Annotated in this window: 11 protein-coding genes; 4 read left to right on the top strand and 7 right to left on the bottom strand. The window is 44.6% G+C overall.

Annotation, left to right across the window (positions count from 1 at the left end):
* Together Q0668_RS05240 and Q0668_RS05245 are read right to left on the bottom strand one after the other, a co-directional pair.
* The coding region (locus Q0668_RS05240; protein ID WP_298860874.1) for a sulfatase-like hydrolase/transferase at positions 1-789 on the bottom strand (789 nt) is incomplete at its 3' end.
* Positions 790-847: 58 nt separating this feature from the next.
* Positions 848-1,540, bottom strand: a complete 693-nt coding sequence (locus Q0668_RS05245; RefSeq protein WP_298860877.1) for a phospholipase D-like domain-containing protein — start codon at positions 1,538-1,540, stop codon at positions 848-850.
* 105 nt (positions 1,541-1,645) lie between these two features.
* Between Q0668_RS05245 and Q0668_RS05250 the strand changes: the two genes are divergently transcribed.
* The gene (locus Q0668_RS05250) at positions 1,646-2,545 is read left to right on the top strand and encodes a TIGR01777 family oxidoreductase (protein WP_298860880.1); all 900 of its coding nucleotides are present in this window, start codon (positions 1,646-1,648) and stop codon (positions 2,543-2,545) included.
* A 25-nt stretch (positions 2,546-2,570) separates the two neighbouring features.
* Here Q0668_RS05250 and miaB read toward each other — a convergent pair whose 3' ends face one another.
* The 3 genes from miaB to efp form a co-directional block, all read right to left on the bottom strand.
* Positions 2,571-4,112, bottom strand: a complete 1,542-nt coding sequence (gene miaB / locus Q0668_RS05255; RefSeq protein WP_298860883.1) for a tRNA (N6-isopentenyl adenosine(37)-C2)-methylthiotransferase MiaB — start codon at positions 4,110-4,112, stop codon at positions 2,571-2,573.
* A gap of 103 nt (positions 4,113-4,215) precedes the next feature.
* A complete protein-coding gene (locus Q0668_RS05260; protein WP_298860886.1) occupies positions 4,216-4,434 on the bottom strand; it encodes a hypothetical protein in 219 nt (72 codons plus the stop codon).
* A gap of 261 nt (positions 4,435-4,695) precedes the next feature.
* Positions 4,696-5,268 (bottom strand): elongation factor P, encoded by a 573-nt coding sequence (gene efp / locus Q0668_RS05265; protein WP_298860888.1) that lies wholly within the window; start codon positions 5,266-5,268, stop codon positions 4,696-4,698.
* 256 nt (positions 5,269-5,524) lie between these two features.
* Between efp and epmB the strand changes: the two genes are divergently transcribed.
* On the top strand, positions 5,525-6,532 hold the full coding sequence (gene epmB / locus Q0668_RS05270) for an EF-P beta-lysylation protein EpmB (RefSeq protein WP_298860891.1): 1,008 nt from the start codon (positions 5,525-5,527) through the stop codon (positions 6,530-6,532).
* On the opposite strand, the gene murD is transcribed toward epmB, so the two are convergent.
* Positions 6,518-7,951, bottom strand: coding sequence for a UDP-N-acetylmuramoyl-L-alanine--D-glutamate ligase (gene murD / locus Q0668_RS05275; RefSeq protein WP_298860893.1), 1,434 nt, complete (start codon positions 7,949-7,951; stop codon positions 6,518-6,520). The two genes, epmB and murD, sit on opposite strands and share 15 nt — an antisense overlap.
* A gap of 153 nt (positions 7,952-8,104) precedes the next feature.
* On the opposite strand from murD, the gene Q0668_RS05280 reads away from it, so the two are divergent.
* Positions 8,105-10,081: a hypothetical protein gene (locus Q0668_RS05280; RefSeq protein WP_298860896.1), complete on the top strand. Its 1,977-nt coding sequence runs from the start codon at positions 8,105-8,107 to the stop codon at positions 10,079-10,081.
* Positions 10,082-10,232: 151 nt separating this feature from the next.
* Here Q0668_RS05280 and Q0668_RS05285 read toward each other — a convergent pair whose 3' ends face one another.
* The gene (locus Q0668_RS05285; protein WP_298860899.1) at positions 10,233-10,703 is read right to left on the bottom strand and encodes a hypothetical protein; all 471 of its coding nucleotides are present in this window, start codon (positions 10,701-10,703) and stop codon (positions 10,233-10,235) included.
* Positions 10,704-11,285: 582 nt separating this feature from the next.
* Here Q0668_RS05285 and Q0668_RS05290 point away from each other — a divergent pair.
* Positions 11,286-12,395, top strand: a complete 1,110-nt coding sequence (locus Q0668_RS05290; RefSeq protein WP_298860902.1) for a hypothetical protein — start codon at positions 11,286-11,288, stop codon at positions 12,393-12,395.
* Positions 12,396-12,462 lie beyond the last annotated feature (67 nt).

Below are 12,462 nucleotides of genomic sequence, written 5' to 3' on the forward strand. Positions count from 1 at the left end.
TTTGCCAATTCCTGAATCCAGATGCTCAATCAGGGCGACTAGATTCGCCCGCTTTATATCAATGCCAGGTTCACGTTTCAGTACTTTTTCCACTATTTCTTCCGGAGGTTGAATGGGTGTGTGTGGTGCATTGTAAGCCAGGTAAAGGAAAAACGGTTTATCTGATGATGCCTGTTGTTGTAAAAACTCACGGGTCCAATGTGTAAATAAATCTGTCGCATGCCCTAAGGGGGTGATCGTTTCCTGGTTTAGTCTCATGTAATTCACGTCATGCCTGCGATGCTCGTAATAATCATCCATCATGTCTCCCAGGAAACCCTGAAAGAACTCGAATCCTCGTTTATTTGGAATATTAGGAGACTCTAATCCTAAGTGCCATTTCCCGATGATGCCGGTGTGATATCCTGCCTGCTGAAACACGTCTGCCAGTGTTTGAGCTGAAGGTGCCAGATATCCCCAACTATTTTCCGGATGCGTTCGAATGACTCCAGGGACTCCTACCATATCTTGATACCGGCCCGTCAATAACGCGGCTCGCGTCGGTGAGCAAACCGGACAGTTCGCATAAAAATTTGTAAATTTCATTCCTCGCCTGATGAGTTTATCGATCTGCGGTGTTTTCAAATCTGTAGCACCATAGCTGCTTAAATCTCCATAACCCAAATCATCGACCAGGATGACAAGTACATTCGGACGCGCTGTTTTATCAGCCGCAAAGAGATTTATTTCATTCCAGAACAAAATAACAAGTACAAATAAAACAGATCGCATTGGATTGGATACACTCATCGGGTTGACTCTTTCTGTATGATTGAAGCTATTAAATGCATTTTTAATCGGGCTGCTCTTAAGTCGCATATTCATTCCAGAGTTTTTCAAACTCTGACTCAAATCGTAATATGAGACTTGGTTCATTTGTAATAATCAGGTTTTCAGAATTATTTTTTGAAGCACTGCGAGTCCAATTATAACTTCCTGTTAATATGAATTTCGAATCAAATAAGGCAAATTTATGATGCATATGATAACTGGTTTTATCAATTCGAACTGAAATCCCAGTCTGGGAAAGGCGTTCTATATCGGAACCCAGATCAAAGGATTTATCATTATCAGAAATAATGCGAACTTGCACCTGGCGTTGATGAGCGTTTTTAATTGCGCTGGTTACTCGATCATCGGTAATCGTGAAAACACAGATGTCAATTTGTTTCCTGGCAGATTCAATCATTCTGCAGATGCGATGTGAACAATCATCTCGCGGACTGAATAATGCTTCTGATTTCAAGGAAGATTCATCGCTGGTGGTATTTGCCAGTATTTTCATAATGTCTTCCAGCCAGCTTAAGCCTGTATCATTGGTTCCTGCTGTTGGTTTATAATCTCTAAAGATCTGGAATGCTTCTTTGCGTATCAGTGACAAATTGTGCTCAGTCAGGCTAATGTGTGAGAAGATCTGATTCAAAGCCGATCTCTCACTACGTGACATTTGAAAATCTTCAAAAGTTTGCAATAACATGTTTCGAATTTGTGCACGGTCCATTATTAGATATTGATCCTGTCTGGATAAAAATGGAGATTGCAGTAAGTTAATCAAAGCGTCCTAAATAATGTTAGCGTGATTTCTCTTGATGGAAAAGACACTCTGATGAAACTGTTGATATCAGGCAGTTCTGGACTGGTCGGCTCACAATTGTGTCGAAAACTGGAAACGGATCCCGTCAATCAATTAGTACGGCTGGTACGCACGCCCTCTGAAGAAAAGTATGGAACTTCAATCGTCTGGCAGCCCTCGGATAATCACTTGCCGGTGGAGAATTTGACCGGTATTGATGCGGTCATTCATTTGGGAGGGGCCAATATCGCTGACAAACGATGGTCCCCAGATGTGAAAACAACGATCTATAATAGCCGCGTGCAATCGACTCGTTTGCTGGCCCGCACATTAGCCTCAATGGAGCATCCGCCTCAGGTATTCTTGTGTGCGTCTGCCATCGGTTTTTATGGAGATCGTGCGGAAGAAAGAGTTGATGAAGCCAGCAAAAGAGGACAAGGATTCCTAGCTGACGTCTGCGACGCCTGGGAGCAGGCCACTGAGCCAGCAGTAAAGGCCGGAATTCGCGTTGTTAATATGCGGTTTGGTATGATTCTCGATAAAAAGGGAGGTGCTTTATCAAAAATGCTGACACCATTCAAAATGGGACTTGGTGGAAGAATCGGTTCCGGATCCCAGTACTGGAGCTGGATTACGTTGGCGGATGTCATTAATGGAATTCAATTCTGCCTCGAAAATGACAACCTCGAAGGTCCGATCAATTTTGTGGCTCCCGATGAAGTAACTAACCAGGACTTTACCAAAACACTGGGAAAAGTTCTGGCACGACCTACCTTCTTGCCAGTGCCTGCCTGGGGTATCAAAACCGTGTTTGGAGAAATGGGGCAAGAGTTGATGCTCAGTAGCGCGAGAGTAGTTCCCCACCAATTACAGGCTGCGGAGTTTCAATTTCAACATGCCAGGTTGGAAGATGCATTTCGAGAAATTCTCTGACTCTTGCATCAGATGAATCATTTTATTACTGAAGAATAGGTAGAGATGAGCCTGGATTATGCTGATACTCTTTTGTGACAATGGAACCAATTAACGTTGTTGGCGTTACATCAAAAATTTCAACATGTGCGATCGATCCCGCTAGACGCGAGCTGCCATCAAAAACGACAATGCGATCACAGTTCGACCGTCCTACTAATTGTTCTGCCAGGGTGTCACTTGAAGCATCGACGGCTTTCTGTGCTGACTTACTGGGACCTTCAACCAGAACTGCCAGCTGCTTGCCAATAAATTCCGCGTTGTCTTCTTCGCTAATTTCGTTCTGTACCTTCAACATCTCATTGTTACGACGTTTTTTGATTTTGTCTGATATTTCATCAGGAAAACGTTCTGCAGCCTTTGTGCCCGGACGTTCGCTGTATTTGAAAATAAAACTGTTTTTGAAGCGAAACTCGCGTATTGATTCCAGACTTTTTTGATGAGATTCTTCTGTTTCACCCGGATGCCCCACAATGAAGTCGCTTGAAACAGAACAGCCCGGAAGAATTTCATTAATCCGCTGCATCATCTCCCGGTAATCTTCGACTGTGTAGCCACGTTTCATATATTTCAAGACATCATTGCAGCCGTGCTGCAATGGAACGTGCAAATAACGAGTGGCTTTGGGGAGATCACGGATTGCTTCCAGAAGATCGGTTGTCATGTCTTTGGGGTAACTTGTGACAAACTTGATTCGATCGATTCCCTCAATGTCATGAATCAGATAAAGCAAATCTGACAAGCGAAACAGTTTTCCATCTTGTGTGTGTTTGTAACTGTTAACGGTCTGACCTAGGAGCGTGACTTCTTTTACTCCCTGGTTGGATAGAACTTTGACTTCAGAGATGATTTCACGGGGAGAACGGCTTTGTTCTGGTCCGCGCGTTGAAGGAACAACGCAATAAGAACAGAACTTATCACAGCCAATCATAATACGCACAAATGCCTGATAAGGGGAGGGGCGCATTTCCGGGTCGCGTAAGGGGTCATAGCTTTGGAAACTGTTCGTAATTTCTGCATGTTTTCCATCTTTTCGACCTAAGCCCACAGCAAGTTCGCGGCTACGTTCATTTTTGCTGTGATGGATGCGTGCTTTTTCGATTAACTCTGAGACCTGAGCGAGTTGGCCTGTTCCTACTACAAAGTCGACTTGAGGTGCTTTTTGAAAAATCAGTTTTTGATCTTTCTGAGCCATACAGCCCATGACACCAATCACTTTTCTGGGATTTTTTCGGGATCCGTATCTGAGTCTACCCAATGAACTATAAATTTTATGCTCAGCATGCTCGCGAACGCTGCATGTATTAAAGAGAATTGTTTCAGCCTCTTTAATATTTTGTGTGAGTTCATACCCCCGTTTTCGCAGGTCGGCCACTACAAGCTCGCTGTCCAGCATATTCATCTGGCAGCCTACAGTCTCAATATAGAGCTTATGATTATGGTCTGTTACGACATCCGCCGGCAGTTCGCCCAAGTCGGTAGAGCTGATCTCTGCATCAAGATTTGTTGTTTTATTGACGTGAGGCATAAACGGTTTTAACTACTCAGAAAAAATGAAATTAAACTTTAAAGGACCGCGGTCTGAATTCGATTCAGGCGATCCTTCATTTGTTGACTCAACCAGAACCATTTTAAGCTGCAGGCATTTTTAATTCTTCAGAAGCGTTTTCTTCCTGCTGGTCTGAAGAATCAGAATGGGGGACAGTATTCCCATTCTGGCCTGTTTCCTGAGTGTACTCAATGGCCAATTGCTGGACGACTACTTTTTTGTGATGTGTCATTAATGAAGCCAATGACTTCAGCGCTAACACCGATGCGACAACATACAAAATCAGATTCCAGACATCCATGTCAATCCTCCTTGAGATCCATGGTGGTACAACTAGTGATTTCGGAAACAACCTGAATTTAGCAACTCCCTTAAACTCGTCGCTGACAGGCTGATACGAATCTCGTACAGGTATTTTTGGTAACGCCTGCAAATAATTCAATATCAGATCCCCAGATTCACGAAACCTAAGCAAAAGAATCATCAATTAGACAATTGATTGCCTGAAATCGGGGTTGAATTACGAATTATGAGCAACTCATTTCACCAGGTTTCCTTTATATTAGTCGCGGATTCGTTCGACATAGGCTCCGGTGGCTGTATCGACTTTGATTTTTTCTCCCACGTTGATGAAGGCTGGTACATTCACGGTGGCCCCGGTTTGAATGGTGGCAGGCTTGGTTACATTGGTAGCGGTGTTACCTTTGGCGGCAGGTTCTGTATAGGTCACCTCAACAATTACCTGTTGCGGAGGATCCATGCCGATCAGTTGATCATTCCAAAACAAGAGACTGCAAATCGCGCCATCCAGAAGGTAGTTCGCGGCGTCGCCACAAACGGCTTCCCCGATCGAATATTGCTCAAAAGTTTCGTTGTCCATGAAGTGCAGACCAGTGGTATCTTTATAGAGATATTGCCCGTCTCCCTTGCGAATATCGGCCTGTTCCAGGCTTTCACCACCACTCTTATAAGTACGATCGAGAATCGTGCCTTTTAGCAAATTTCGCAGTTTTGTTTTATATAATGCTTGCCCTTTACCTGGTTTGACGAAATTCACTTCAAACATTTCATAAGGCTCACCTTCGACAATAACCTTAAGCCCTTTACGAAAATCACCTGTATTGATTTGTGGCATCGCTCAATTTCTCTGACTATAAAAGTGTTATGATTAACTACATTTGCATTTTGTTTCCTTGGTCGAAAGAATAACATATCTGATATCTGTTGCAAACGGAGAGCAGGTGAATTGTTAGCCAATTCGATCTGTCATTTCATGAGACAGAAGTCCTCTCCCTATTGATACAGCGCTGCCAGTTTCATAATTCTGGATTATCACGCGAATCTGGTTTTATAGCACTTTCTGCAAAAAACCTAATTAGAAAATGCCTTTTATGTCATTATCCCTTTCAGAAGTCACCTGGCAAAAGTCGCTGTCACAGGCCATTCGTGACCCGAAAGAGCTCATCTCTCGGTTAAAACTACCCGAAAACCTGCTGGAACCGGCCATGAAGTCTGTTCAATTGTTTCCGCTGATGGTTCCGGAAAGTTACTTAAACCGCATGGAACTCGGTAACCCTGAAGACCCGTTACTGAAACAGATTCTGCCACTTGAACTTGAAAACGAAACCGTTCAGGGCTTCAGTGATGATGCGGTTGGTGATTTGAATGTTCGCCAAACTCCCGGACTTTTACATAAATATCAAGGCAGGGCTCTATTGATGGTGAGTGGTGCTTGCGCCGTTCACTGTCGCTATTGTTTTCGCCGTCACTATCCCTATGGTGAGGAGCCGCGTACTCTGGCTGAGTGGGAACCGGTATGGGAAGCACTCCATTCCGACACCTCGATTCAGGAAATCATTCTCAGTGGCGGAGATCCCCTGTTATTAACTGATATTCGATTACAGGAGATTTGTAAGCGAATTTCTGAAATCCCACATGTAAAGCGATTACGAATACATAGCCGGCTGCCCGTTGTTCTTCCCGATCGAATACATGCTAGTTTGCTGGAATTATTTCAGCAACTTACTGCAGGCGGAGTGATTGTCTGGATGGTCATACATGCGAACCATCCGAATGAAATTGCCGGTGATGCGGAAATTGCCATTCGAAACATGTTGCAGGCGGGCATTCCCACTCTGAATCAAGCCGTGTTACTGAAAGGCATTAATGATAACGCCGACACACTGGTCAAACTCTCTGAAAAACTAATCAACCTGGGCGCGGTACCCTATTATTTACATCAATTGGATCGTGTGACGGGTGTTGCGCACTTTGAGGTTGCAGAAGAGCAGGGGAGAGCATTGGTTCGTGAATTACGCACCCGCTTGCCCGGTTATGCAGTTCCGCAATACGTCAGGGAAATAGCCGGTGAGTCTCACAAAATTTCACTTTTGGGCTAAGTGATTGATTCCGTCTGAAAGACTTCGAAATAAGTTGATAAACTGCTCTCCCCGCTCGACAAAGCTGGAAAACCAATCATAACTGGCGCAACCTGGCGAAAGTAAAATCAGGTCACCGGGGTCAGATTGTAGATATGCCCAGTCAAACGCTTCTTCAAATGTTGTGTGAGGTTGAGAAATCATCGCTGAACCGTTCTCGTTTGAATCGACTTTTTGCTTCTCCAGAATATTCGCGATGATGGGACCTGTTTCTCCCATCAAAGCTGTTGCTTTTGTGCGTTCGTGGAGCAGTCTGGCGAACTGAGTCAGGTCTATTTTTTTATCAGAGCCACCGGCCATCAGGATAATGGGAGCATTCTCAAACGCATCCAGCGCACAGATGGTCGATTCCGGCGTGGTTGCCAGAGAATCGTTGTAAAATCGACGATTTTGAAATTCACCGACAAACTGCAATCGATGGGGCAATCCCTGGAATTTTTCTAATCCTTTTTGAATCGTCGTCAGATCAATGCAGGCAGAGAGGCATGCGGAAATTGCTGCAGCCGCATTCAAACGATTGTGTATGCCTGGTACATTCATTTGAGGTTGAAGAGCATGTTCTTGGCCTTTGATCTCAAAGTCACGGTGATCTGCCAACACATCCGGGTTAACACTCCGATTCGCTCCAAATGTGGAGAGACGCCCGGAAATATTCCAGCTTGCTAACTCAAGATCATCCGCATTGATCACAGCAAAATCATTTTCTGTCTGCCATCTACAGATGGTTTGTTTGGAGTGACTATAGTGTTCCACCGTTTGATGCCAGTCAAGATGATTCGGACTGAAATTAGTAACGACTGCAATCTGAGGGCTGACTTGAATGCGATTTAGCGCTTCCAGTTGAAAGCTACTTAGTTCCAAAATGACCCAATCTTCTGGCTGAATCTGATCAATCACGGGCAACAGACTGATGCCAATATTTCCCCCTAACCAGGAGCGTGCGCCTGAAAGTTCGATGATGGAATGAATCATGGCTGTTGTCGTCGATTTGCCATTACTGCCAGTGACGCCGATAACTTTGCCACGATTTAACTGCCAAAAGAGTTCTATTTCACTGGTTACGGGAATATGCTGTTCCAGAGCACTCTTTAGAAGACCGTGATGGGGGGGAATCGCGGGATTTGCAACCAGGAAATCGGTTTCTGGTAGATGCGTTCCTGAACTCCCTAACTCAAATTTGATATCAGGATAAGAAGCAAGCTTACTTAGCGATTCTACCAGGTCTTCTTCTGATTTGTTGTCGATTACTGTGATATCAGCATCTCGATCAGCCAGATATTTAATGACTGCAATACTTCCACCAAACCGTCCCAACCCCAGAACAGTTGCGCGACTGCCTTTGAAATCAAAATTTTGGAGTCGAAATGGTTTTAGAGGCATGGTTTGATTCGTATTTGTATCAAAATGTTATAAATCATGTAATTTGCTGTACTGGTAGTCATTGCATCAGTAGGTTTGCATATTTGGATGATCCTCGGTAGTCTGATTTTGGAATAATGTCCATGAAACATCAATCATTTTGAGGATCAGGCAATGATACTCTCTGCTGAAAAGCCACTCTGGTTAGGCCTCCACACTGCTGACTGGATCGTATTGGCTGTCTATTTCATCATCATTCTGGCGATTGGCTTATGGTCAATCACAAAAGTAAAAGACATGACAGACTTTTTCATGGGAGGCCGTCGGTTCGGGAAAGTCTTCATGATGTTCTTTGCCTTTGGTTCGGGTACAAGCAGCGAGCAGGCGATCAGCGTTGTCGCTGGAACCTGGCGAGCGGGTCTCGCAGGGATCTGGTGGCAGTTTCTCTGGCTCTGGGCGACTCCCTTTTATTGGCTTGTTGCTCCCATCATGCGTCGTATGCGTGCATTAACTACAGCAGATTTTTTTGAGACTCGCTTTAATGGCCCTACTGCCGTCATGTATTCATTTTATGGGATTGCGATTTCGATCACATTTATTGCCGGTGGTCTGTTTGGAACCGGGAAGATGGTTGATGCGTTAACAGGAAATGAATTGGACCGTATCTCTATTGAAGCCAATATTATGGTTCCTGCTGCCCAATGGAACGCCGCAGAAAAGACATTTAGTATTACGGAACGTCGTCTTCAGGGTTATGAATTCGCCATCCTGGCGGTGACCGTCATGTTTGTCATATATGGAATGGCGGGCGGATTAGGCGCTGCCATTATTACGGACTTCATTCAGGGAATACTGACGATTGTGTTCTCATTTTTATTGCTCCCTTTTGTCTTTTATCAGATTGGTGGTTTTGGCGAATTGCATAAACAGTCAGACCTCAAAAAAGGCATGCTTGATCTATTCGCCAGCGATGAATTGGCCGCTACCATGGGCGAACCAATTACCGTCTTTTATGTTTTTATGCTGTCGGTCACCGCGCTGGCAGGAATTGTGATTCAACCCCATATCATGGGAGTTTGTGGAGCTGGGAAAACCGAATACGAAGGACGATTTGGTTTCACCGTCGGGAACTTTCTCAAACGCTTTTGTACGGTCGCCTGGACCTTTACCGGGCTGGCATGCATAGTCTGGTATATGGGCGATAACAGTCCCTTGAAAACATCACCGGACCCTGCACATCAGGCAATTTATCAATCATTAAAAATGAAGGCCAGCCCTGAATTTCAGACTCTACCCGCAGAGGAAAAAGCAAAGATTGATACCACGGATCGCAATTTTGCAGACCAACTCTTTGGTCTGGCGGCCCATGACATTCTGCCTACAATTGCCCCCGGATTAATTGGGTTATTGCTTGCTTCACTTTTGGCAGCCGTCATGAGTACCAGCGATGCCCAGATGATTATCTCCAGTGGTTTATTTACCGAGAATATCTACCGTAAATGTCTAGTAAAAGATCGTTCCCAGCGCCACTATCTCTGGGTGGGTCGTTTATCAGGGTTAGTGATTGTGATTCTGGCTCTCGTTTTACAGACGACTTTTACCGATATCATTGCTGCGCTCAAAGTCATTGTAAAAACCCCCGCTTGTATCGGCATCAGCCTCTGGTTTGGTATATCCTGGAGACGCTGGAATGTGGTCTCTGTCTGGACATCTACTGTCACTGGAATTCTTGTCTGGATTGCCGTCGCTTTTTATCCTGATGTGATTTACAAAACAGGATTGCTGCCAGAGCTGATGTTCAAGGTCGATGGTACAGCGGTGAAAATGTTAGACGTCTGGCAGATGTTTTCATTCATGGGTGTGGCAGTCTTAAGCGGGATCATCGTGAGTTTTTTAACGCCACGGCAATCAAAGGAAAAACTGGACCATTTCTATACCTTAATGCATACACCTGTTACGCTGAACGAAGTGATTGAGTCCCCTTGCACACTACCGAAAGACCCGGCTCCCGTTGGTAAAAGGCTCTTTCCCAATTCGAAGGATATTGAAATCCCGAAGCCGACATTTCAGGATTTGAGTGGGTTTATCCTCGCCTGGTGTGCGGTTGGTGCGATTATCTACTTAACGAAATATCTCTCTGAAGTCGCATGATATCGGGCGAGTAGAGTGATTTCTTCGAAATGACGCGTTCAATCATTCACTGACAGGCTCATTCGGATTTCTTCGAGACAATAAAAAAACAGCCAGAAACAAATACTGTTTCTGGCTGTTTTAAATTGCTATGAAGCTTTTAAAGTCTCAATTAACTGCGGTAAGTCACAGTTACTTTTCCATGGTGTGAGTGAACAACCACACTGTATTTTCCATAATCAAATACTTTGCGGCGTCCATCTTTGCTGCAGCGGACACACTCACAGGCACAACCTGGGGCACAAATTTCCACGGCAACACATCCTGGCTCACAACAACTGCGTTTGGGAGCACAAGGATCAACAATCGTTACCATTTTCGGACTTGAACACGGTGCCACTTTGCAATGCCGTTTGTAACGAACATTTTCGAACACGGGAATCCCGGCTGAAGCAACGTGTTGCCCATAAGGCTGAGGCGACAACTCTGGCATTGGTTCGGGAACCACTGTCGATGCAGGCGGTGCTGCTGTTGTCTGGCTTAGAAGAAATCCTTGTCCTAAATTGAATGCAGGACCTTCTGCCTGAACTGCTGTAACGGATAGGGCAATAAAGCCCAACGTATAACAAACAATCTTGTTCATCTTCAGATACTCCTTTTTGCTACCCTGGTGAACTCCATTTAGGTAGCGGATTGACTAAAATCAATTCTATCTTTCCCTGACGGCTTGTTTGTGGCATTCTCCAGAATGCGAAAAGTTAAACAGTCGAATGGCCAGAGATGTTTCGTGGCTGCTCACCACTCAAATTATACTCTATATTCTGGCTGAGTCGGTATTTTTCAGTTGAGCAGAGAAAAAACCGATGTCAGTTACAAGACTGATATGGGTCAGAGATAATAAGTCGACCTTTAGTTGACAAGGTTTGTTTACACTTTTTTTGTGCAAACATCCAAATAGCCCCGTATTGCCTGACTGGAATATTGTTACAATAGAGCTGAAAATGGCGTGAATGATGTTCAGGCAGAATAAATTCGACACGTGGTATTTTTGAATTTGCTCCCTTCTCTCAGGTAGGTGGCTCTCTCAGGTAGGTGGTCTCATTTGTGGGTAATCAAATTCACGGGTAAAAAGCATTCAATAATCAGTGCAAGCTTCTGTTGCATCAGCGGCTTCGATCCCACATAATCTAATCGGTTTAATTTCAAGGACTTGAGGGAGATCTCCATGAACAAGCCGGAACCCCGGTTGAACAGAAACAGAATCGTGACATTTGTTTCACCCATTTGTGTCTGTTTGTCTGTTGCAATATTCACAGGCTGCGGAGGGAGTTCACCAGCTCCCGCACCCGCGCAAAACCAAACAACCACAACTGCTTCAACTACCCCCGCGACACAGGTAGTACAAAACACACAATCTCAACAATCTGAACCAGTAGAAAAAAAAGACGATCGCAAGATGATTGACGGCATCCCTTATGATGTCTGGTTCGATAATCCTCTGGCTGTGGCGGGGAATAATCAGGCGGTGGCACCTGTTTCATTACCAGGAAATAAGATTGCGGCTACCTCCAACACGACTCCTGCAAATGGCAAAATGAAACCACCGGCTGGAGAAAGTCCAACTCCCGCTGCCACTGGTGGAATCGACTGGAAAACAATCATCCCAATGCCAATTCTGGAATCGCACGTTAAGGATATTCGTAATCGTTTAACCAAAAACATGCAGTCGGTCGGTACTTATAATACCACATACCTGGAACTTCCCACTTTTACATCCACTTTGGCTGCACTGGCAGGTATTGCGACAGAACATTCTGCAGATGTAGGCTGGAAAAAAAATGCAAAATTTCTTCGCGATCTGGCTGCCAGCATCTCTTCAGAGACTTTGATGCGAGGGCCCAAATCTTATAAAAAAATTCAAATCCCATTCGAACAGATGATTGTTATTCTAAATGGCAGCGCGCCTGCGGGACTTCCAGAATCACCGGAGAAAAAACCACTCTCCGAAGTGGCTTCGATGGGAGATTTGATGAAACGTGCAGACATCGCCTATAAATGGTTGAAATCTAACGTTGGCAGTGCTGATGCATTGAAATCTGAAAAAGAGAAAGTGATCGAGGAATCACATCTCTTAGCTGCCATAGCAAAAATCACGACAACCGAAGGTTACGGTTATGTTGACGATGAAGGTTTTTTGAGTCATGCCAATCCAATGTCAAAGGCCTGCCTGGAAATGGTCGAAGCAGCCAAAAGCGACAATTTTGAGGAATTCGATAAAGGTTTGACGAGAATCTATAAAGCCTGCACGGAATGCCATAGCGAATATAAGGAGTGAAGGCGTTACGCGAATGCCTTTGACAACATTGCTTAAAGATTTGAAATCAGGAAACTGCTGTTAGAGA

It is taken from the genome of uncultured Gimesia sp., from assembly GCF_937910335.1.
Lineage (GTDB): Bacteria > Planctomycetota > Planctomycetia > Planctomycetales > Planctomycetaceae > Gimesia.

What these genes read in the sequence shown, in the direction of transcription:
- murD (WP_298860893.1), bottom strand. Translation starts at nt 7,951, where the DNA reads ATGCCTCTAAAACCATTTCGACTCCAAAATTTTGATTTCAAAGGCAGT.
- Q0668_RS05245 (WP_298860877.1), bottom strand. Translation starts at nt 1,540, where the DNA reads ATGGACCGTGCACAAATTCGAAACATGTTATTGCAAACTTTTGAAGAT.
- miaB (WP_298860883.1), bottom strand. Translation starts at nt 4,112, where the DNA reads ATGCCTCACGTCAATAAAACAACAAATCTTGATGCAGAGATCAGCTCT.
- Q0668_RS05285 (WP_298860899.1), bottom strand. Translation starts at nt 10,703, where the DNA reads ATGAACAAGATTGTTTGTTATACGTTGGGCTTTATTGCCCTATCCGTT.
- efp (WP_298860888.1), bottom strand. Translation starts at nt 5,268, where the DNA reads ATGCCACAAATCAATACAGGTGATTTTCGTAAAGGGCTTAAGGTTATT.
- Q0668_RS05250 (WP_298860880.1), top strand. Translation starts at nt 1,646, where the DNA reads ATGAAACTGTTGATATCAGGCAGTTCTGGACTGGTCGGCTCACAATTG.
- epmB (WP_298860891.1), top strand. Translation starts at nt 5,525, where the DNA reads ATGTCATTATCCCTTTCAGAAGTCACCTGGCAAAAGTCGCTGTCACAG.
- Q0668_RS05260 (WP_298860886.1), bottom strand. Translation starts at nt 4,434, where the DNA reads ATGGATGTCTGGAATCTGATTTTGTATGTTGTCGCATCGGTGTTAGCG.
- Q0668_RS05280 (WP_298860896.1), top strand. Translation starts at nt 8,105, where the DNA reads ATGATACTCTCTGCTGAAAAGCCACTCTGGTTAGGCCTCCACACTGCT.
- Q0668_RS05290 (WP_298860902.1), top strand. Translation starts at nt 11,286, where the DNA reads ATGAACAAGCCGGAACCCCGGTTGAACAGAAACAGAATCGTGACATTT.